This is a genomic window from Enterobacter cloacae complex sp. GYL001, from assembly GCF_049237125.1.
Classification (GTDB): Bacteria; Pseudomonadota; Gammaproteobacteria; order Enterobacterales; family Enterobacteriaceae; genus Enterobacter; species Enterobacter hormaechei_C.
Window position 1 is genome coordinate 1 of the sequence record NZ_JBMKGW010000008.1, and the last position, 20520, is coordinate 20520.

Sequence of the window (20520 nt, forward strand, 5' to 3'; positions counted from 1 at the left end):
CAAGGGAAGACTTACTCGTGGCTGCAACCCTACTAGCTCAAAATTTATTCACACATGGTTACGCTTTGGGGAAATTATGAGGGGATCTCTCAGGGCCAAGCGTGGAGACGATAATGCCGTCGCGGGCGAGAGGAACCATTAATTTGCGGATAAAGCTCGGATTCGCTTCCAGGCCGTAAGCCAGGATTGCACTCGTCGAACGTTCACCCGATTGCTCCGCCATCGCTACGCTGAGAACCATCTGCAAAGCTGTCGGGAAGCGGTAATCTAACATTTTTCTGTCCTGGGTTGCGGTGAATCTTGTTCTTTTTGGCACCGCAGAGGTGAATAATCAGTAAGTAACAATATAACAAATACGGTAATTTTATTGAAGCAATCTGCGGCATACGTGAAGTAACGCTGCGCTGACACATGTCAGGACGTGTAGCGCCGCGTTTACGTTCATGCGAACGCCGGATTCGGGAAATCAACGGTCACCATAAGACCGCCTTCGGCTGACTTACTCAGATTGACCCTGCCGTTGTGTTGCTGCGTAACGGCTTTAACGATAGCAAGCCCCAGTCCACTCCCGCTTTGGGTCTGATTAGGATCGCGGAAGAACCTGTCGAACACACGCTCCCGCAATTCAACCGGAATGCCGGGACCCGCGTCTGAGACGCGCAGCTGAGCGGACTTGTCACGCGATTGCAGTTGTACCTCAATGCGTCCACCCTCAGGGCTGTACTTCACGGCATTCTCAATCAAATTGTCGATCAGCGATACCAGACGTTCCCGAATGCCTGCGACATGGATTTCATCATCGGCGATGAATTCAAACTCAATTCTGCGCCCGGACGCCAGTGGTTCCAGGGCAGCCATTCGCTCCTGAATAAGCGTCGTCAGCGGCACAGGCGACATCACCGTGCTGATGTGCGCTTCGCTGTGCATCATCAGCAGAAGCTGATTGACGAGACGCGCAGCACGGCTATTGCTGCTAACAATGCCCGCAAGCAGCTCCTGCTGGCTTTCGCTGATGACCCAGGACTGCAACGCCTCGACGTTGATCCGCATCGCGGCCAGAGGCGTACGCAGTTCGTGTGCGGCATCGGCAATAAACATTCTTTCCCTTTCGGCGCTTTCCCGCACCCTGGCCAGAAAGTCATTAATCGCGTCGACTGTCTGGCGAAGCTCCCTGTGTCTGGGGACGGCTTTTAAAGGCGAGAGATCGTCCGGCGTGCGCAATGAAATTTCATTCACCACCTTGTTCCAGGGGCGCATCGCGATGCGGATGGACAGCCACGCGGGGAACAGAAGAAAAGGGATGCATATCATCAGCGGCATGACGTAGTAGCCGCGCGAGTTCAGATAGATAAAGAAATTCCAGCTACCGGCAGGGGTAAAAAGGGTGACTTCCACGTCGGAGTGCGCGGATTTGAGGGTACGGCTCGTCCATGTATGGTCCTCACTCTGGACATGCTGCATGACCCCCAGACGGCTATTTTTTACCCCCGTCGGCGCACCATCCGAAGAAAAAATAATCTCGTTATTCTTGCGAACAATGAGGTTGATGGACAGCTCCGGATCTTCGCCGCCGCCATACCCCTCCCGCAGAGCCTTGCTGAACGCTGCCAGCACAGCATCACGCGCCTGCGGACGATCGTCCATACTCTCCACCAGGGAAAAAACGGTTTCATAAGTCTCACTGCCCGTCAGTATGGGAGGGCTACGCAGGTCTTCCAGCAAAATGAAGGTTAAAAAGAGACACCAGAGCAACGTAAGCAGCAGCATCTGGGCGACCAGCATTCGCCTGACCAGCGTGGGAAGCCGGAGGTGGTGCCAAAAATTACGCATCAACCTGCCGCCTTCTGAACGGGTACGGTATCGATGACATACCCAACGCCTCTTACCGTTCGCACAAAGCCATCGCCAATTTTTCGCCGCAGGTTACCCATATGCACGTCAAGCGCGTTGCTGAGGTTTTCTTTCGTGCCAAATATCCTTTCTTCCAGATACCGTCGCGTAAGCACGCGATCGGCGCGTAGCATTAACGTTTCAAGCAGCGCATATTCGCTTGCCGTCAGCTCAACGTGGCGTGCGCTCACCGTTACGCGACGCGTCGGAATATGAAGCGACAAACCGCGAATTTCTATTGCCTCATTTTCAAAACCGTAACTGCGCCGCGCAAGGGCTCTCACGCGCGCCAGCAGTTCGGCGAGAACAAAAGGTTTGACCAGATAATCGTCTGCACCTGCATCCAGCCCGCACAGGCGGTCCTGTAGCGTGCCTCGCGCCGTCAGGATGATGACGGGGACGCCCTTAAGCTGTTGACGCAGGCGCGTCATCAGGCTCATGCCATCGCCATCGGGCAGCCCCAGGTCGAGCAAAATAAGTTCCGGCACGCAGATCCCAAGCTGATGCAGCGCATCCTCTTTGCGGCGTACCCATATGACATCAAATCCTTGATCTGCAAGGGCGATACGCACGCCATTGCCGAGATCCAGGTCGTCTTCAATTAGTAGAATTTTCACATTGGTAACTGTATCAACAGTGCATGAAGAACAACTGAAGAAAAAACGGTAACAGGAATTCTTCAGGGTTTACAGAACCTTCACGTGCTTCAGCATTTCTTCATTTACGGCTCATAAGAACCTTAGGGTGAGTATTCAGAATGGGCGCTCTGGCGTTTAACACCGCTTGTATCGCAATTATCTGAATCCAAAGGGCTTCTTTAATGAGAAACATCAAACTGCGTCATAGTTTCCCCCGTTCACGCATCGGTCGCAGCATGAAAAGCATCTTGCCGGGGGCCGTCCTGGCGTTACTGGCTACCCCGACCCTGGCGGCAGATCAGCCTCAGGGCAACGTGTTAACCCTGGGAGGCGGCGTGGATGTTGCGCCACGCTATTCCGGTTCGGACAAGAGCCGGGTCTCTGCGGCTCAGGTGGTTGATTACGCGATGGCCAATGGTTTTTTTGTCAGCACCACGCGGGGGATCGGCTACGGCAACAGCTTTGGTAACCTGGACTACAACGCAGCGCTGAGCTATCGCGCAGGACGTAAGGATCGCGACGTAAGCAGCGATTCGATCGCCTCCGGCAGCGACGACCTGCGAGGAATGGGTGACATTAAAGGCTCAGCTATCGTTGTGCCAGGGCTGGGATACAGGGTGACTGACTGGCTGACCGTGCAGTTGCAGGCAGAGGTCCCGGTTTCTGAGAGAGACAATGGTGAAGCTGTGCATTTCGGCATTGCCAGCCCGCTCTATACATCTCCGAAAAATGTGTTAGCGCTGGCGCTGACCGGTAGCTGGGGATCCAGTAAGTATGTGCAAACCTACTACGGGGTGAATGCCGCCCAGTCGGCCGCATCGGGTTTTGCCCGACACGATGCCGGATCGGGAATATATGCGTATTCGCTGAACCTGGACTGGACCCATAAGCTTACCTCCCGCTGGAGCCTGCTTGCCGCAGCTGGCGTTACGCAGCTGACGGGAGAGGCTGGCGATAGCCCCATTGTTCAGCGAAAAACGTCTCCTGTGGGAAGTTTGAAGGTGACGTACAGCTTCTGATGGTTCAGCGAGGGGGAAGGTGCGTTTGTGACAAAACCGCACATAACCCCGTTGCAGGAGCCGGAAGTGCATAAAGCCCGCAGGATGGCGTGGCCCAAAGTCGGACCGTTCATCATGCGGGCTTTTTTATCACTGTTGACCCGATAACGCCTGTTCAATCGTACGGGTAATGACGTCCGGCTGGCTGACCATCGATACATGGCTTGCCGCTACCTCCGTGGTGTTGGCGTTGATTTTCTTCGCCATTGCGCGCTCTAGCTCAGGATTGATCATCCGGTCATTTTTGCTGACCACATACCAGCTCGGTTTGTCATGCCAGGCGGCATGCGCGATTTTCTCCCCAAACGCATCGGCCTTAATGGGGCCCTGCGTCGTGGCAATCACGCTGCGCTCAACGTCCTTCACGTCAGGGGCAAAATTCTCGCTGACCGCTTTTGTCGGCAGATATAAATACCCCTCTGTGGTTTTAGCGAGGCTGGCGGTCCCTGGCGGAGCAGGGTAGCTATTTGCCAGATCTGCCGTCGACTGGCCGGAATCCGGCGCAAAAGCGGCAACGTAAACCAGTGACTTCACGCGGGCATTGTTTCCCGCCTCGCTGATTACCGTCCCGCCCCAGGAGTGACCGACCAGCACCACATCCCCATGAGCCCGGGCGATAGCACGCTGCGTGGCGGCGACATCATCTTTCAGAGACGTGAGCGGAAGTTGTACCGCAATGACCTCGGTATGGTGTTTTTGCAGCCGGGTAATCACCTTATTCCAGCTGCTGCCGTCGGCAAACGCCCCGTGCACCAGCACCACGCTGGCTTTCGTCTCTGCCAGCGCGCTGGTGGAAACCGCCAGCACCATCGCTGTTAATACAGACAATGCTTTCATAACAGGCTCCTTAAAAGTGATGAACCGCGGCGTGTGGCGGCACGGTGAATTCAACGGTTTTATGGTCGATGGGTTTATGCGTCGGGTCGGCAACGACGATCGTCACTTTGTGCTTTCCTGCGGGCAGCCCGACCAGGATCACCGGCTCGCCGCTGGTATCAGCCCAGTGCCAGGGCGCGTCATCCACCACAACGTGAATATGGCCGATACGCGGAGTGACTTTCAGCGCGTCGGGTCCAAATACAGGTTCAATGCGCAGGTTTTCGACACGGTACTGAATAAAGACCGCACCTTTACTTAGCGGTCCCGGCAGCGGCGGATCGACAATCAGTTTTGCTGGCGGCTGGGGGTGTTCAGGCGGGGCGACGGCGGCTGGACCGTTGACATCAGCGGCGCTCAGGCCATCCAACGGTGCGGCCATTGCGCCAGCAAAGGACGTCAGCGCAAATACAGGAAGCAGGAAATATCGACGAATCATCTGTGTCTCTCCTCATCAGTTTATTATGGCGAGGGATACAGAAGACCATTTTTATGTATCGGGGATGTTTGCTTTTGCGGGCGTTTTGTACCGGTTTGTCAGCGTAGCGCTCGGGATACAGTGCGATACAGTTTGTCTTCCGGGAGCGAACACGCTTTAGCGCTCGGGCGAATCCACCACAAGACCTGATTGCTGCGACTGAATTTTGTCCTGATGGTGATACCAGGCGCCAATGGAGGAATAAACAAAGCGGCCAAAGAAAAACAGGAAACTGATAAGCAGTATGATGCGGGTCATCCGGGTGTTAAATCGATGTCGTTTTCGCATACGCGTAGCCTGACTCACTTTCTTTTCCTGAGTATACCCTTTTGGGCGATACGGCTATTAAGGCACAGCCGCAAGTCAGGGTCAATTCGGCGAAATGTAAAATAGCGTCAATGCTTACATTAATTTATGTTATTAAAAACAACGCTTTTATTTATCGCATTGATAATTACAGGAAAAATATTCAAAAAAAACGTAAGAAAGGTTTATTCAGATAAATTAATTTGATTTAGGTCAACCGCATCCCGTCGTTGATATTTAAAATCCCTCCTCCACTGTGCTTGCCAGGAATTTTCCAGGCAACGTGTACGTCAGGTTGGATGCCTGTCTTCATTTACCCTCTGGAGCGCAAGGGTTGTAAACGAGCATCTATGAATATTCACCACATCCTGAAGCAAAATAAAGACCGCTGGTGGGCACTTCCTCTTATTTTACCCGTCGTGTTACTCCCGGTGCTTAGTGTGGCTAATACCTTAACGCAGTTGGGCGACGGTATCGTTGCGCTCTATTATCTCCCGCTCTCCTTTTTGCTGACGCTGATGTTATTCTTTGGCCTGGAAGCCCTCCCCGGGGTGGTGGTGTCGCTGTTTTTACGTTATTACCCCTCCGTTGGGTTATTTGAAGCCATGGCCGGCATTCTGCATTTTATCGTTCCTCTGGTGCTCAGCTGGGGCGGTTATCGCGTGTTTGCGCCCCGGCGCAATATGACCGCTTACGGTGACATACGCCTGATGGGGCAGCGTATTTTCTGGCAGGTGTTTTGCCCGGCAACGCTATTTCTGCTGCTGTTTCAGTTTGCGGTCTATCTCGGCGTCTATGAGAGCCGCCAGAGCCTCGCAGGACTGAATCCCCTCAATATTCGGACCCTTATTAACTATCAGGGGCTGCTGGTGAGCGGGCTGACGGGCGTGCCGCTAAGCTACCTGCTGATCCGTCTGATACGTCATCCGCGCTATATCAAGGGACTGATGTCCCAGCTCCGCGCGCAAATAGACAAAAAGGTGACGGCCTTTGAGTTTGTGGTGTGGTTTATAGCCCTGGGCGGGTTGCTGGTCATGCTGCTGCTGCCTATGAATGCAAACAGTTCCATTTTCAGTACCAACTACACCTTGTCCCTGCTGATGCCCGTGATGCTCTGGGGGGCGATGCGCTTTGGCTACAAGCTGATGTCACTCATCTGGACGCCGGTCCTGCTGGTGTCGATTCACTTTTTTTATCACTACATTCCGGTGCAAGAGGGGTATGGCATTCAGCTGGCGATCACCTCATCCAGCTATCTGGTCTTTTCCTTCGTTGTGACGTACATGTCGATGCTGGCGACACGTCAGCGGGCCATCAATATTCGCTCCCGCAGTCAGGCTTTTCTCGATCCGGTGGTGCATATGCCCAACCTGCGGGCGCTGTCGCGCGAGCTGGCCAGTCATCCGTGGTCAGCGCTCTGTTTACTGCGCGTGCCCGAGCTGGAGGTGCTGGGACGCAATTACGGCGTGATGCTGCGGATCCAGTATAAACAGCAGCTGGCGCAATGGATAAACGGTACCCTTCAGCCCAATGAGCGAGTCTATCACCTCACCGGGTATGACATGGCGGTGCGTCTGGAGGCGGAGTCGCATCAACAGCGCATTGAAACGCTGGACGAGCATATCAAGCAGTTTGTTTTTATCTGGGATGGTATGCCGGTACAGCCTCAGGTCGGCGTGAGCTATTGCTATGTACGCTCACCCGTCAATCATCTCTATCTGGTGCTGGGGGAACTGGGCATCGTGGCCGATCTCTCCCTTTCTACCAACCACCCGGAAAATCTTCAGCAGCGCGGGGCTGTTCATTTGCAGCGTAGCCTGAAAGATAAGGTCGCGATGATGAGTCGTTTGCAGGCCGCGCTGGAGCAGGACGCTTTTACCCTGCTGGTTCAGCCCGTTCGCGGGCTGCGCGGTGATTGTTATCACGAGGTGCTGCTGCGAATGCGTGATGATAACGGGGCGCTGATCTTTCCCGAGCAGTTCCTGCCCATTGCACAGGAGTTTGGTTTATCGTCGCGTGTTGATTTATGGGTACTGGAGCGTACGTTGAGTTTTCTGGCACAGCACCGCCAGCGTTTACCGGGCCAGCGCTTTGCGATCAACCTCGCACCTTCTACCGCCTACAGGGCGCAGTTCCCGCTTGAAGTGAGCCGCCTGTTAGCCAAATACGCCGTTGAAGCGTGGCAGCTGATCTTTGAAGTGACCGAAAGCAGCGCCTTTGGTCATGCGGATCTGGCGGCGTCGACCCTCAGGAAATTACAAAAAATGGGCATCCGGATCGCCATTGATGATTTTGGCACGGGCTACGCCAGCTATGCGCGGTTAAAAAGCGTGGACGCAGACATTCTCAAAATCGACGGCGGTTTTATTCGCAATATTGTCAGCAACAGCCTGGATTACCAGATTGTGGCTTCCATTTGCCATCTGGCCCGGATGAAGAAAATGCTGGTGGTGGCGGAATATGTGGAAACGGAAGAGATACGTAGCGCGGTACACGCGCTAGGTATCGATTATGTGCAGGGCTATTTGATTGGGTTGCCGGCTGAGCTTAATACGTTGCTCAACACGCAGCCTTCTCAGGAGACCGCCTGAGCCGTTACGCTGCCGCCTCAGAACTCTCTTCTTCAATCTTCAGCAGCCAGCCGGTGACCGCTTCCCAGTACTGCTGCTCTTTTTCCAGATCCAGCAGCACCAGCGCGTTCTGGCTAAACCAGTCGTTCGGGAAGCTCAGCGTCCAGTGATAGTCATCCGTTTTTAGCTTCAGCGTCGGCGGCGTGGTGGTTGCCTGTCGCTGATTATTGAGCAACACGCCCAGGCGCAACAGCTGAATGAGCGGCAGGAACTGCTTTTTCTTAAATAACGTAAAGCGCGGCAGATCGTCGAGCTTGATGGCTTTGCGGTGATAGCGCACCAGCGTCGCCATCATGGTTTGCTGCTCCTGGTTGAAACCAGGCAGATCGCTGTTTTGCAGAATATAGGCTGAATGGCGATGCATTCCGCTGTGGTTAATGTTCAGCCCCACCTCGTGCAACATGGCGGCCCATTTCAACAGCGCGGCCAGCTGCGGATGCGCCAGCTTCGGATTCTGCTCCTCCCACTGCTCGTACATCTGAACCGTGGTTTCCAGCACCCGTTTCGCCTGTTCGCGGTCGATGTTGTACTGGTTGGCCAGGCTCTGCGCGGTGCGGCTGCGAATATCCTGATGACGGAAACGGCCTTCCATCTCATACAGTACGCCTTCACGCAGGGCGCCGTCAGAGAGGCGCAGCTCTTTGATCGCCAGCGCGTCAAACACGCCGCAGAGGATCGCCAGCCCCGGTACGAACACGGCTTTACGTTCGTCGGACAGACCCGGCAAACTCAGGGCGTCGAAGCTCTTATGCTTAAGCACCTCTTCGGTGAGTTTCACCAGGCGCTCAGGCGTAATAAACCCGTCTTTTTCACCCATTGCCAGCAGCACTTCATGGGCCGCTTTAATCGAACCCGATGCGCCCAGCGCCACGTTCCAGCCCTGAATACGGTATTGCCAGGCCAGATTTTCGAGTTTTTGTACGGCGGCCATGCGCGCGCGCTGGAAGTTTTCGCGGGTGATGACGCCGCCCGGGAAATACATCTGCGCGAAGCTGACGCAGCCCATACGGCGGCTTTCCACCAGACGCGGCTCGAAGTCTTCGCCAATCACCAGTTCCGTGGAACCACCGCCGATATCAATCACCAGCTTGCGGCCTTTTTCCGGCTGCGTATGCTCCACGCCCATAAAAATCAGGCGCGCTTCTTCGTTACCGGAGATGATCTCAATCGGGTAGGGGATAACCTTTTCCGCGCGCTTAAGAAACTCCGGCGCGTTCAGCGCCTGGCGTAGCGTATGCGTCCCGACGATGCAGACGCTGGACGGCGAAAAGCCTTGCAAACGTTCTGCGAACAGCGACAGACAGTTCAGCCCGCGCTCCATGGCCTCTTCGCTCAGCATGTTACGCGCGTCGAGTCCATCGGCCAGATGCACACGCTGCTTCAGACGACCGATGATCTGCATCGCGCCATCCACCTCGCGGGCGATGACCATATGGAAACTGTTTGAGCCAAGATCGACCGCGGCGAACTCCTGCGGGCGTGGGGTATTATCGTTTATTGGCATAGGTTAATCGGATTGCTCAAGTGATTTAATGTAATCGTAAATCGCCAGCTGCGAGCGCACTTTACGGCGGTTGCCGCGCGGTACGTAGCGATTACTGAGTTCTTTGTCGATATAACGTGCTTTCACCGTATCGCTGAACAGGATCTCGATAATGTCCAGGATACGCTGCTTAAGGCGAGGATCCAGCAGCGGTGCCGCCACTTCAATACGGTAATCAATGTTACGCGTCATCCAGTCGGCGGACGAGAGGTATACGCGCTTATCACCGGCGTTATCGAAAATATAGACGCGATCGTGTTCAAGATAGCGATCCACAATGCTGATCACGCGGATATTGTCGCTGATGCCTTCCAGTTCCGGAATGAGCGAGCACATGCCGCGAATGAGCAGATTTACCGGAACGCCGGAGCTGGAGGCTGCGTACAGGCGGTCCACCAGCCCTTTGTCCACCAGATTGTTGAGCTTCAGCGTGATGCCGGACGACAAGCCGTTCTGCGCATTGGCAATCTCTTTATCGATCATATCGTACAGCAGGCGCCGTGAGTTCTGCGGTGACACCAGCAGATAATCGAAGCTCACCGGGCGGTACGGGTTCTCAATGAAGTTGAACACCCGACGCACTTCGTTGGTGATGCGGGCATCGGCAGTCAGCAGCGAATAGTCGGTGTAGATTCTCGCGGTTTTCTCGTTAAAGTTCCCGGTACCGATATGGGCGTAGCGCACCACGTCCTCGCCCTCTTTACGGGAGATCAGGAACAGCTTGGCGTGAATTTTCAGCCCTGGCGCGGAGAAGATGACGTGTACGCCCGCTTCCGTCAGTCGGCGCGCCCAGTGGATGTTGGCCTCCTCGTCGAAGCGAGCCTGGAGCTCAACCACCACGGTCACTTTCTTGCCGTTGTGCGCCGCGTGGATCATCGCATCGATGATACGGGAATCTTTCGCCACGCGATAAATGTTGATTTTGATCGCCAGCACGTTCGGATCGAACGAGGCCTGACGCAGCAATTCCAGCACGTGTTCAAAGGTGTGATACGGATAGTAGAGCAGCACATCCCGTTCGCGGATGGCGTCGAACCCGTTGCGGAACTTATCGAACCAGATATGGCGCAGGCGCGGCAGCGGTTTGTTCACCAGATTGGCCTTGCCGACGTTCGGGAAGCCAATGAAATCTTTAAAGTTGTGGTAACGCCCACCGGGGATAATGGAGTCGTAGCGGGAGATGGTCAGCTTATCGCGCAGCATCTCCACCATCGCGTCCGGCATATCGCGTTGATAGACAAACCGCACCGGCTCCGCCGTCAGGCGCTGCTTGAGGCTGGAAGACATCAGCTCCATCATGCTGGCCTCCATCTCATGCACCAGATCGTACTCGGCGTCACGGGTCATCTTCATCGAGTAGGCGTTGAGCGCGTCGTAATCGAAGAAGCCTTTGAAGATATCGTCCAGGCAGTAGCGCAGGATGTTATCCAGCAGGATCATCGGCTTACGCCGGCGCGGGGTTTCCGGCGGCAGGTTTACAAAGCGTGGGACTTTATCAGACGGTATTTCCAGCAACGCGTAGTTAATGGTCTCACCACGAATGATTTCTACCGCCAGATAGGTGTAATCATCTTTCAGGAACTGCACCAGATCGGTTTCACGGTTGATCAGAATCGGGGTAATGTGCTGGCGCAGATAATGTTTGAAATAGTGGCGCAGCCAGTTTTGCTGATTCGCGGAGAGCTGGCGTTCGTTGATCAGGAAGATTTGGTTGCGTGCCATTTCCAGCAGCAGTTCGTTATAGAGGCCATCAAATTCCTGATCGGCTTTCATGACGCGAGACTGGATTTTTCCAAGCAGATGCCGCGAGTGGGAGTTTAAGCCCTGTTCTTCGCTGATGATGATTCGCCGTTTCAGTTCGGCGAAGCGAACCTTGTAGAACTCATCCAGATTGTTGGAATAGATGCCTAAAAAACGCATACGTTCAATCAGCGGGTTGCTTTTATCGGCCGCTTCCTGAAGTACACGTTCGTTGAATGCTAACCAGCTTAGCTCTTTCTCGATGTATAACTTTTCCTGACCCATTACAGCTCACACTCCAGTTCAATCACAGGACGTGGTAAATCCGTCTCGTCCTTATTATGGCGAGCATTTCCACGATATGTCCAACAGTGCCAGAAAAGTATGACAGTTATTTTTTTGTTGGGGAATTTAGAGGGTTGGGGAAGGGGGGGGCGGGTGGCGCTGCGCTTACCTCGGCCTACGGGACCGTAGGCCCGTGCAAGCGAAGCGCCGCCGGGCAATTCAAACAGACTACTCTTCGGCCGCATAACCCTGCGGGGGCAACTTCACGCCGTCCAGCCAGGCTGCGCCGTTGCGCATCTCCAGACGTCCATCGACAAACCAGCTTACCACCAGCGGATAAATGGCGTGTTCCTGCGTCTGCACACGTTCGGTCACGTCGTCTTCGTTGTCGCCGTCAAAGACCGGTACTTTTGCCTGCAAAATCACCGGACCACCGTCCAGCTCGTCGGTAACGAAATGCACGGAGGTACCATGCTCCTCATCGCCGTTCTCCAGCACCTGACGATGGGTGTGCAGACCGGGGTATTTTGGCAGCAGGGAAGGGTGGATATTGAGCAGTCGTCCGGCGTAGTGTGCAACAAAAGCCGGGCTCAGGATGCGCATGTAGCCTGCCAGCACCACCACGTCAGGTGCGTAGGCGTCAATCTCCTGCACCAGCTCACGGTCAAAGGCTTCACGCCCGGCGAACTGGCTGGCTTCCAGCGCGTGCGCAGGAATGTTCGCTTCCCGCGCGCGCTCAAGGCCGAATGCATCGGCCTTGTTGCTGAATACTGCCCGAATGGTGCCATTGATTTTCTTCTGTTTGCAGGCGTCTATGATTGCCTGCAAATTGCTTCCGTTGCCGGAAATGAGCACCACGATGTTTTTCATTCAATGACCACACGCTGTTCGGAATCGGAAGCTTTAATCGTACCGATTTTCCACGCGTTTTCACCTTTTTCTGTCAGCAGTTTAACCGCTTTATCCGCTTCGCTGGCGGGCAGGGCGATAACCATGCCCACGCCGCAGTTAAAGGTGCGGTACATTTCGTGAGAGCTCACGTTGCCTGCGGTTTGCAGCCAGTTGAAGACAGACGGCCACTGCCATGAGGATGCGTCGATCACCGCCTGGGTATTGTCCGGCAGCACGCGCGGAATGTTTTCCCAGAAGCCGCCACCGGTGAGGTGAGCGATGGCGTGCACGTCGACGTTCTCAATCAGTTCCAGCACGTTTTTCACGTAGATGCGGGTCGGGGCCAGCAGGTGATCGGCCAGCGGTTTGCCGTCCAGTTCGGTGGTCAGCGGGTCGCAACCGCTCACTTCGAGGATTTTACGCACCAGAGAGTAGCCGTTGGAGTGCGGACCGCTGGAGGCCAGCGCAACCAGCACATCGCCGTCAGCCACTTTGCTGCCGTCGATAATTTCTGATTTTTCTACCACGCCGACGCAGAAGCCTGCGACGTCATAATCTTCACCGTGATACATGCCAGGCATTTCCGCGGTTTCACCGCCGACCAGCGCACAGCCGGATTGCAGGCAGCCTTCGGCGATACCGTTAATGACGCTGGCTGCGGTATCCACGTCCAGCTTGCCGGTCGCGTAGTAATCGAGGAAGAACAGCGGCTCGGCGCCCTGTACCACCAGGTCGTTGACGCACATCGCCACCAGATCGATACCAATCGTATCGTGACGCTTAAGATCCATCGCCAGGCGCAGTTTTGTACCGACACCATCCGTACCCGAGACCAGCACAGGTTCACGATATTTTTGCGGCAGCGCGCACAGTGCGCCGAATCCACCCAGGCCACCCATCACTTCCGGGCGGCGGGTTTTTTTCACCACACCTTTGATTCGGTCAACCAGCGCATTACCTGCGTCAATATCAACACCGGCATCTTTGTAGCTGAGAGAAGTTTTGTTGGTCACGGCTTAAATCCCCACGCGATTGCATAGCTAGTAAGAAAAATCGGCGCAATTCTAACAGTCCAGGCAAACGTTTGCGAGCCTATTCTCGGCGCGAGGATCTTTTTTTCTGTGCGGGCTGTCCAGGGCAACAAACTTGACTCTGTTCACGAAAATGAAACCGGTTTCGGCGATCTGCTTGCAACGGCTATCCCCTTTGCACATCATCAAACTGAAACCGGTTTCTGTAACTGTTTTTGCAGAAAATAACGCAGAATGAGGGATAGCGAATGTCAGGATTTAAAGCAGGTTTTCTGTGGGGTGGGGCCGTTGCGGCGCACCAGCTCGAAGGTGGCTGGAAAGAGGGCGGCAAGGGCGTGAGCGTTGCCGATGTCATGACGGCAGGCGCCCACGGGGTACCGCGTGAAATCACCAACGGCGTGCTGGAGGGGAAAAATTACCCAAACCACGAAGCCATCGACTTCTATCACCGCTATAAAGAAGACATCAAACTCTTTGCCGAGATGGGGTTCAAATGCTTCCGCACCTCCATCGCCTGGACGCGTATCTTCCCGAAAGGCGACGAGCTGGAGCCGAACGAAGCGGGACTCAAATTCTATGACGATCTTTTTGACGAGTGCCTGAAGCACGGCATCGAGCCGGTGATCACGCTTTCCCACTTCGAGATGCCTTTCCACCTGGTGACGGAATACGGCGGCTGGCGCAACCGTAAGCTGATCGACTTCTTTGTTCGCTTCGCGAAGGTCGTTTTTGAGCGCTACCAGCATAAAGTGAAGTACTGGATGACCTTTAACGAGATCAACAACCAGGCCAACTTCCACGAAGACTTTGCGCCGTTTACCAACTCCGGGCTGAAATATGCGCCGGGAGAAGATCGCGAGCCGGTGATGTTCCAGGCGGCGCACTATGAGCTGGTGGCCAGTGCCCTGGCGGTGAAGGCGGGGCGCGAGATCAACCCGTCGCTGCAAATCGGCTGCATGATTGCCATGTGCCCCATCTATCCGCTGACCTGTGCCCCGGACGATATGATGATGGCGATGAACGCCATGCATCGTCGCTACTGGTTCACCGACGTTCACGTGCGCGGCAAGTATCCGCAGCATCTGCTCAACTACTTTGAACGTCGCGGCTTCGCGCTGGATATCACCGAAGAAGATAAAGTGGCGCTGACGCAGGGCTGCGTGGATTACATCGGGTTCAGCTACTACATGTCTTTCGCCACCAAAGCGACGGCGGACAACCCGCAGCTGGACTACGACGAGAGCAAGAGCCTGGTCTCTAACCCGTACGTGCAGAAATCGGACTGGGGCTGGCAGATTGACCCGGTGGGGCTTCGCTACTCCCTCAACTGGTTCTGGGATCACTACCAGCTGCCGCTGTTTATCGTTGAGAACGGCTTTGGCGCGATCGACGTGCAGGAGAGCGACGGCACGGTGAACGACCAGTACCGCATCGACTACCTTTCCGCGCATATCCGCGAGATGAAAAAAGCGGTGGTGGAAGACGGCGTGGATCTGATGGGCTATACCCCGTGGGGCTGTATCGACCTGGTCTCTGCCGGCACAGGCGAGATGAAAAAACGCTACGGCTTTATCTTTGTCGATAAAGATAACGAAGGTAACGGCACGCTGAACCGCAGCAAGAAGAAATCGTTCGACTGGTATAAGCAGGTGATTGCCAGCAACGGAGAGCAGCTATAATTGCCCGGTGGCGCTGCGCTTACCGGGCCTACGGGATGTGTAGGCCGGGTAAGCGTTAGCGCCACCCGGCAGAATCCCGCACCCAAGCCGGAGCCCAGCCTCCGGCTTTTTTGTTTTTGATTGATATACGTCAAGCAAGATGGGTATGGCGCAATCCGAAAAAAGCGGTATAATCCCGCGATTTTTTTGCGGATGCCACCTCAGAGGAGAAAGAGAATGAAGATTGTGGAAGTGAAACACCCACTCGTTAAACACAAGTTGGGCCTGATGCGTGAGCATGACATCAGCACGAAGCGTTTTCGCGAACTGGCTTCTGAAGTGGGTAGCCTGCTGACCTACGAAGCGACCTCTGATCTGGAAACGGAAAAAGTGACCATCGAAGGCTGGAACGGTCCGGTACAGGTTGAGCAGATCAAAGGTAAAAAAATTACCGTGGTGCCAATCCTGCGTGCGGGTCTGGGCATGATGGAAGGCGTGCTGGAGCACGTCCCAAGCGCGCGTATCAGCGTGGTGGGTATCTACCGTAACGAAGAGACGCTTGAGCCGGTCCCGTACTTCCAGAAGCTGGTCTCTAACATCGACGAGCGTATGGCGCTGGTGGTTGACCCGATGCTGGCGACCGGCGGTTCGATGATCGCCACCATCGACCTGCTGAAAAAAGCGGGATGCAGCAGCATCAAAGTGCTGGTGCTGGTTGCGGCGCCGGAAGGTATCGCGGCGCTGGAAAAAGCGCACCCGGACGTTGAACTCTATACCGCGTCTGTCGACCAGGGACTGAACGAGCACGGGTACATCATCCCGGGGCTCGGCGATGCCGGCGATAAGATTTTTGGTACTAAATAATCGAATAACGATAAAGAAGCCGACTTTGATAGTCGGCTTTTTTTTGAATAAAAACCAACAATGACACTCAGAGGAAAACACTATGACGCGCCGTGCTATCGGGGTGAGTGAAAGACCGCCGCTTTTACAGACAATCCCGCTTAGTTTGCAGCACCTGTTCGCCATGTTTGGCGCAACCGTGCTGGTGCCAATCCTGTTTCACATTAACCCGGCTACCGTGCTGCTGTTTAACGGCATCGGTACGCTGCTTTACCTCTTCATCTGTAAAGGCAAAATCCCGGCCTATCTCGGGTCGAGCTTCGCGTTTATCTCCCCGGTTCTGCTGTTGCTGCCGCTGGGTTATGAGGTCGCGCTGGGCGGCTTTATCATGTGCGGCGTGCTGTTCTGCCTGGTCTCCTTCATTGTGAAGAAAGCCGGTACCGGCTGGCTGGACGTGATGTTCCCGCCTGCGGCAATGGGGGCCATCGTTGCCGTCATCGGCCTGGAGCTGGCGGGCGTGGCGGCGAACATGGCCGGGCTGCTGCCTGCGGACGGTCAGTCACCGGATTCCAAAACCATCATTATTTCGCTGGTGACGCTGGGCGTGACGGTTTTCGGTTCCGTCCTGTTCCGCGGCTTTATGGCGATTATCCCGATCCTGATCGGCGTGCTGGCGGGTTACGCGCTCTCCTTCGTGATGGGCGTTGTGGATACCACCCCGATTGCCGAGGCGCACTGGTTCGCGCTGCCAACCTTCTACACCCCGCGCTTTGAATGGTTCGCCATTTTCACTATTCTGCCTGCCGCGCTGGTGGTGATTGCTGAGCACGTCGGCCACCTGGTGGTGACGGCGAACATCGTGAAGCGCGACCTGATCCGCGACCCGGGCCTGCATCGCTCCATGTTTGCCAACGGTTTCTCCACCATCATCTCTGGTTTCTTCGGCTCCACGCCAAACACGACTTACGGTGAGAATATCGGCGTAATGGCGATCACCCGCGTCTACAGCACCTGGGTTATCGGCGGCGCGGCGATCATCGCCATTCTGCTCTCCTGCGTTGGTAAACTGGCGGCGGCGATCCAGATTATCCCGGTTCCGGTGATGGGCGGTGTTTCCCTGCTGCTGTACGGGGTGATCGGTGCCTCCGGTATTCGCGTGCTGATTGAATCCAAAGTGGATTACAGCAAGGCGCAGAACCTGATCCTGACCTCCGTTATCCTGATTATCGGCGTGAGCGGCGCGAAGGTGCACATCGGCGCGGCAGAGCTGAAGGGGATGGCGCTGGCGACCATCGTCGGCGTCGGCCTGAGCCTGATTTTCAAGCTGATCTCGGTGATCCGCCCGGAAGAGGTGGTGCTGGACGCGGACGACAGCGAAAAAGCGCCACATTGATCGTCATGCCGGGCGAAGGATCGCCCGGTTCTCTCCTTGCAGGTTCCGTGTTAAACTCCATTCCGATTTTATGTAAGATCTCTGGTTGAGGTATTTCTGAACGGACCGGCACAGCTCTCTCTGCCACTTTATCTCCCTGACGACGAAACTTTCGCGAGTTTCTGGCCGGGTGATAACCCCTCTTTACTGGCTGCACTGCAAAACGTGCTGCGCCAGGAACACAGCGGATACATCTATATCTGGTCACGCGAAGGCGCGGGACGCAGCCACCTGCTGCATGCCGCCTGTGCGGAGCTTTCGGCGCGCGGTGACGCGGTAGGCTATGTGCCGCTGGATAAACGCACCTGGTTTGTGCCTGAAGTGCTGGAGGGCATGGAACATCTCTCCCTGGTCTGCATCGATAATATCGAATGCGTGGCGGGGGACGAACCGTGGGAAATGGCGATCTTTAACCTCTACAACCGCATTCTGGAGTCGGGCAAAACCCGGCTGCTGATCACTGGCGATCGTCCGCCGCGTCAGCTCAATCTGGGGCTGCCGGATCTGGCGTCTCGTCTGGACTGGGGACAAATCTACAAGCTGCAACCGCTGTCGGATGAAGACAAACTCCAGGCACTTCAGTTGCGCGCCAGACTGCGCGGATTTGAACTGCCGGAAGACGTGGGTCGTTTCCTGCTCAAGCGTCTGGATCGCGAAATGCGCACGCTGTTTGATACGCTCGATCAGCTCGATCGCGCCTCCATTACCGCCCAGCGCAAGCTGACCATTCCGTTTGTAAAAGATATTCTTAAGCTTTGAGTTTTTTGCCCGGTGGCGCTGCGCTTACCGGGCCTACGAAAACCCGTCATACCTTGTAGGCCGGGTAAGGCGCAGCCGCCACCCGGCTAAAGATCCCCCAACAAGTGCTCCACCAGCAGCGGAATCGGTCTTCCCGATGCCACGCTTCTGCCGTTCTCACGCCACAGCGCCGTCCCGCTGATATCCAGATGCGCCCACGGAATGGTCGGCGGGCAGAAGTGATGCAGCAGCCACGCCGCCGAGGCGCTGATCGCCGCATTGTTGGTCGGCGTGTTGCATAGATCGGCAATGGCGCTGTCGGTCTGCTTTCTCAGCCGCGCATCCAGCGGCAGGGACCACACCTCGTCGCCGCTTCGTTTGCCCGCGAGCGTCAGTGCCTGACGCAACGGCTCATCCTGGGTCATCAGCCCGCTCAGCTCATACCCCAGCGCTTTCACCACCGCTCCGGTTAAGGTCGCCATATCAATGATATAGTGCGCCTGCGGATGGCGCTGACTCGCCCAGGCGATAGCGTCTGCCAGCACCAGCCGGCCTTCGGCATCGGTATTGTTGATTTCAACGGCGGTGCCGTTGCAGGCCATCGCCACCGTGCCGGGCTGCATGGCGTCGGGGCCGATGGCGTTTTCCGCCAGCGCCAGCACGCCCATGATGCGCACGGGTAATTTCAGCTCCGCAACGGTCAGCATCAGCCCGAGCACGTTAGCCGCGCCGCACATGTCATATTTCATGGTGTACATGCCCGCGCCTTCCTTCAGCCACAGGCCGCCGGTGTCAAAGGTAATGCCTTTTCCCACGTAGCAGCGCACCGGGCCATCAGACACGCCGTTATAGTGAATAGCCAGCAGGCGCGGTGGGCAGGTCGCCCCTTTGCCAACGGCGTGCAGTAGCCCCAGCCCCTGCTCAACAATTTGCTTTTCATCCAACACCTCGCAGCGCAGGGCAGGGCTGGCGGCACACAGTTTTTGCGCCTCTTCCACCACAAACTGCGGCGTGCAGCGGTCGGACGGCATATCCGCCAGACGTCGCGCCGCAACCATGCCGAGCGCAATGGCCTGCTGCTGGCGGAAGGTCGTCTCCAGCTTCGCCTGCTGTTCCGGCAGGCAGAGGGCAGTGATGCAGGTAAGACGCAGCGCTACGTCCGTCTTCTTCAGCTTCAGGTCACTGAGCCTGTGCGCCTGATTAAAGAGAAAACGCAGTACCTGCGCCAGCACCACATCGTCAATATCCGTCACGTCCAGCACGAGTTCGGCGCTGGCGGGGGCGGCAAGCAGCGGTCGCAGGGCGGTGAGCAACCCTTCGGTCAGGGCGTCATGCCAGAGCGCATCCGGAAACAGGGTGATGCGGGCAAACGGCGCGCAGCCAAAGCGCGCATCCGCGACGGTGCTCTGCTGGCGCATTTCAGCGACAAGAGCGCTTTCCGGTATCAGGGAACTGTCAGCGCGCGCAATCAAATGGCTTTGCGGCTTCGCGTCTGAAAGCGCGTTGATAAACTGGTACGTGATCATCATAACTCCTCAATCGGTGCGCGGATCCGCGCGGCATAGGCCTGCATCCACTCCTCATCTACCGCGTGATAGTGCGTTTTCTCCCGCAGGCGTTCAGTACGGAAAACGGTGAGGGGCTGGCGAGCCGTCGCCACCACAAACGAGAAGGTTTTGATGTTGGTCGCGGCGCCAAATTCTCCTTTGCTGTTCATGCACACCACGGAGAGATCGCCCGCGCGGCCAAAGCGCGACATCAGCTTGTCTTCCAGTTCGAACACCACCGAATCCGCCGCCTGCTGCGGCGTCATCCCTTGCGCCATCCGGCGAACGATTTCGTAGCTGGTACAGCCCTTCATCAGATCTTCACCGACGCCCGTGGCGGTGGCCGCGCCGGTTTCGCTGTCGCAGTAAAAGCCGGAGCCGATGATGGGTGAGTCACCGAGGCGACCGCGTTTTTTCATAAACAGGCCGCTGGTGGAGGTGGCGACGCTCATCGAGCCCTGTTTATCGAGGCCAATGATGCCGACGGTGTCATGTCCGTCGTAGGGGCTTAACCCCTTGTCCAGCGTTTCGCGGCAGCGCTTACGGTAGTGTTGCATGGCGCGATCCGTGAGCATGGTTTTGTCGGCAAAGCCCTGGCTCAGCGCCCATTCGCGCGCGCCCTGGCCGACCAGCAGGCTGTTATAGCGCTGGCGGCTGAGCGCGTGCGCCACGCGTACCGGGTTGGCGATATCCACCAGATTGCCCACGGCGCCGAACGCCAGCGTGTCGCCGTCCATATAGGCCGCGTCCAGCTCCACCTCGCCGTTCTCGGTCGGCAGCCCGCCGTAGCCGACGGATTTATAAAACGGAAAGTCCTCGACGGCGGCGACGGCATCCACCACCGCCGGAGCGACAGGTTTGCCCGCAGCCAGCGCAGACGCAGATTCCGTGACGCCTTCAAGCGCCATTCGCCAGGTTGCGATAATTCCCCACATG

General features: G+C 56.2%; 18 protein-coding genes and 1 pseudogene. 7 read left to right on the forward strand and 12 right to left on the reverse strand.

Annotation, left to right across the window (positions count from 1 at the left end; translation table 11 throughout):
• The coding region (locus tag ACOTWU_RS14875; RefSeq protein WP_032084584.1) for a hypothetical protein at positions 1 to 80 on the forward strand (80 nt) is incomplete at its 5' end.
• On the opposite strand, the pseudogene ACOTWU_RS14880 reads toward ACOTWU_RS14875, so the two are convergent.
• The 3 genes and pseudogenes from ACOTWU_RS14880 to ACOTWU_RS14890 all read right to left on the reverse strand — a co-directional run.
• Positions 77 to 274, reverse strand: a pseudogene (locus ACOTWU_RS14880) (transcriptional regulator); the annotation flags it as partial. The gene ACOTWU_RS14875 and the pseudogene ACOTWU_RS14880 overlap by 4 nt on opposite strands.
• 167 nt (positions 275 to 441) lie before the next feature.
• Positions 442 to 1830 carry a sensor histidine kinase gene (locus ACOTWU_RS14885; RefSeq protein ID WP_026080624.1) on the reverse strand — a complete coding sequence of 463 codons (1389 nt, stop codon included), beginning with the start codon at positions 1828 to 1830 and terminating at the stop codon, positions 442 to 444.
• On the reverse strand, positions 1830 to 2507 hold the full coding sequence (locus tag ACOTWU_RS14890) for a response regulator (protein WP_017383516.1): 678 nt from the start codon (positions 2505 to 2507) through the stop codon (positions 1830 to 1832). Before ACOTWU_RS14890 ends, ACOTWU_RS14885 begins: the two co-directional genes overlap by 1 nt.
• Positions 2508 to 2710: 203 nt before the next feature.
• Here ACOTWU_RS14890 and ACOTWU_RS14895 point away from each other — a divergent pair, with 203 nt between their 5' ends.
• The gene (locus ACOTWU_RS14895; RefSeq protein WP_017383515.1) at positions 2711 to 3547 is read left to right on the forward strand and encodes a MipA/OmpV family protein; all 837 of its coding nucleotides are present in this window, start codon (positions 2711 to 2713) and stop codon (positions 3545 to 3547) included.
• A 129-nt stretch (positions 3548 to 3676) separates the two neighbouring features.
• Here ACOTWU_RS14895 and ACOTWU_RS14900 read toward each other — a convergent pair whose 3' ends face one another.
• The 3 genes from ACOTWU_RS14900 to ACOTWU_RS14910 form a co-directional block, all read right to left on the reverse strand.
• On the reverse strand, positions 3677 to 4423 hold the full coding sequence (locus ACOTWU_RS14900; RefSeq protein WP_017383514.1) for an alpha/beta fold hydrolase: 747 nt from the start codon (positions 4421 to 4423) through the stop codon (positions 3677 to 3679).
• 10 nt (positions 4424 to 4433) lie between these two features.
• Entirely contained in the window at positions 4434 to 4901 is a 468-nt protein-coding gene (locus ACOTWU_RS14905) for a DUF6130 family protein (protein WP_017383513.1), read from the reverse strand.
• A 156-nt stretch (positions 4902 to 5057) separates the two neighbouring features.
• Positions 5058 to 5228, reverse strand: a complete 171-nt coding sequence (locus tag ACOTWU_RS14910) for a YfgG family protein (RefSeq protein ID WP_017383512.1) — start codon at positions 5226 to 5228, stop codon at positions 5058 to 5060.
• A 368-nt stretch (positions 5229 to 5596) separates the two neighbouring features.
• Between ACOTWU_RS14910 and ACOTWU_RS14915 the strand changes: the two genes are divergently transcribed.
• Positions 5597 to 7837: an EAL domain-containing protein gene (locus tag ACOTWU_RS14915; RefSeq protein ID WP_063151566.1), complete on the forward strand. Its 2241-nt coding sequence runs from the start codon at positions 5597 to 5599 to the stop codon at positions 7835 to 7837.
• Between the two features lie 4 nt (positions 7838 to 7841).
• Here the strand turns inward: ACOTWU_RS14915 and ppx are convergent, their stop codons facing one another.
• From ppx to purM, 4 genes are all read right to left on the reverse strand, one after another.
• On the reverse strand, positions 7842 to 9380 hold the full coding sequence (gene ppx, locus ACOTWU_RS14920) for an exopolyphosphatase (protein ID WP_032671813.1): 1539 nt from the start codon (positions 9378 to 9380) through the stop codon (positions 7842 to 7844).
• A gap of 3 nt (positions 9381 to 9383) precedes the next feature.
• Complete coding sequence (ppk1, locus tag ACOTWU_RS14925) at positions 9384 to 11444, reverse strand: polyphosphate kinase 1 (RefSeq protein WP_032669402.1); 2061 nt, start codon at positions 11442 to 11444, stop codon at positions 9384 to 9386.
• A 228-nt stretch (positions 11445 to 11672) separates the two neighbouring features.
• Positions 11673 to 12314 (reverse strand): phosphoribosylglycinamide formyltransferase, encoded by a 642-nt coding sequence (gene purN / locus ACOTWU_RS14930; protein WP_006811493.1) that lies wholly within the window; start codon positions 12312 to 12314, stop codon positions 11673 to 11675.
• Positions 12311 to 13348 carry a phosphoribosylformylglycinamidine cyclo-ligase gene (gene purM, locus ACOTWU_RS14935; RefSeq protein ID WP_017383509.1) on the reverse strand — a complete coding sequence of 346 codons (1038 nt, stop codon included), beginning with the start codon at positions 13346 to 13348 and terminating at the stop codon, positions 12311 to 12313. Before purM ends, purN begins: the two co-directional genes overlap by 4 nt.
• Positions 13349 to 13614: 266 nt before the next feature.
• Here purM and ACOTWU_RS14940 point away from each other — a divergent pair, with 266 nt between their 5' ends.
• The 4 genes from ACOTWU_RS14940 (at position 13615) to ACOTWU_RS14955 (ending at position 18058) form a co-directional block, all read left to right on the forward strand.
• On the forward strand, positions 13615 to 15045 hold the full coding sequence (locus tag ACOTWU_RS14940; RefSeq protein WP_023295128.1) for a 6-phospho-beta-glucosidase: 1431 nt from the start codon (positions 13615 to 13617) through the stop codon (positions 15043 to 15045).
• A 216-nt stretch (positions 15046 to 15261) separates the two neighbouring features.
• Positions 15262 to 15888: a uracil phosphoribosyltransferase gene (upp, locus tag ACOTWU_RS14945; protein ID WP_003860560.1), complete on the forward strand. Its 627-nt coding sequence runs from the start codon at positions 15262 to 15264 to the stop codon at positions 15886 to 15888.
• An 82-nt stretch (positions 15889 to 15970) separates the two neighbouring features.
• Complete coding sequence (gene uraA / locus ACOTWU_RS14950) at positions 15971 to 17260, forward strand: uracil permease (protein WP_003860558.1); 1290 nt, start codon at positions 15971 to 15973, stop codon at positions 17258 to 17260.
• Between the two features lie 96 nt (positions 17261 to 17356).
• A complete protein-coding gene (locus ACOTWU_RS14955; protein ID WP_211482948.1) occupies positions 17357 to 18058 on the forward strand; it encodes a DnaA inactivator Hda in 702 nt (233 codons plus the stop codon).
• An 86-nt stretch (positions 18059 to 18144) separates the two neighbouring features.
• On the opposite strand, the gene ACOTWU_RS14960 is transcribed toward ACOTWU_RS14955, so the two are convergent.
• Both ACOTWU_RS14960 and ACOTWU_RS14965 read right to left on the reverse strand, forming a co-directional pair.
• Complete coding sequence (locus tag ACOTWU_RS14960; protein ID WP_126498901.1) at positions 18145 to 19563, reverse strand: leucyl aminopeptidase family protein; 1419 nt, start codon at positions 19561 to 19563, stop codon at positions 18145 to 18147.
• On the reverse strand, positions 19563 to 20519 hold the full coding sequence (locus ACOTWU_RS14965) for a N(4)-(beta-N-acetylglucosaminyl)-L-asparaginase (protein WP_040117931.1): 957 nt from the start codon (positions 20517 to 20519) through the stop codon (positions 19563 to 19565). Before ACOTWU_RS14965 ends, ACOTWU_RS14960 begins: the two co-directional genes overlap by 1 nt.
• Position 20520: the final 1 nt, after the last annotated feature.

Bases quoted from the DNA above. Each gene is read 5' to 3' on its own strand.
- ACOTWU_RS14960 (WP_126498901.1), bottom strand. From the start codon at position 19,563: ATGATCACGTACCAGTTTATCAACGCGCTTTCAGACGCGAAGCCGCAA.
- upp (WP_003860560.1), top strand. From the start codon at position 15,262: ATGAAGATTGTGGAAGTGAAACACCCACTCGTTAAACACAAGTTGGGC.
- ACOTWU_RS14915 (WP_063151566.1), top strand. From the start codon at position 5,597: ATGAATATTCACCACATCCTGAAGCAAAATAAAGACCGCTGGTGGGCA.
- ACOTWU_RS14910 (WP_017383512.1), bottom strand. From the start codon at position 5,228: ATGCGAAAACGACATCGATTTAACACCCGGATGACCCGCATCATACTG.
- ACOTWU_RS14885 (WP_026080624.1), bottom strand. From the start codon at position 1,830: ATGCGTAATTTTTGGCACCACCTCCGGCTTCCCACGCTGGTCAGGCGA.
- ACOTWU_RS14940 (WP_023295128.1), top strand. From the start codon at position 13,615: ATGTCAGGATTTAAAGCAGGTTTTCTGTGGGGTGGGGCCGTTGCGGCG.
- ACOTWU_RS14905 (WP_017383513.1), bottom strand. From the start codon at position 4,901: ATGATTCGTCGATATTTCCTGCTTCCTGTATTTGCGCTGACGTCCTTT.
- ACOTWU_RS14895 (WP_017383515.1), top strand. From the start codon at position 2,711: ATGAGAAACATCAAACTGCGTCATAGTTTCCCCCGTTCACGCATCGGT.
- uraA (WP_003860558.1), top strand. From the start codon at position 15,971: ATGACGCGCCGTGCTATCGGGGTGAGTGAAAGACCGCCGCTTTTACAG.
- ACOTWU_RS14965 (WP_040117931.1), bottom strand. From the start codon at position 20,519: ATGTGGGGAATTATCGCAACCTGGCGAATGGCGCTTGAAGGCGTCACG.
- purN (WP_006811493.1), bottom strand. From the start codon at position 12,314: ATGAAAAACATCGTGGTGCTCATTTCCGGCAACGGAAGCAATTTGCAG.
- ppx (WP_032671813.1), bottom strand. From the start codon at position 9,380: ATGCCAATAAACGATAATACCCCACGCCCGCAGGAGTTCGCCGCGGTC.
- ACOTWU_RS14900 (WP_017383514.1), bottom strand. From the start codon at position 4,423: ATGAAAGCATTGTCTGTATTAACAGCGATGGTGCTGGCGGTTTCCACC.
- ppk1 (WP_032669402.1), bottom strand. From the start codon at position 11,444: ATGGGTCAGGAAAAGTTATACATCGAGAAAGAGCTAAGCTGGTTAGCA.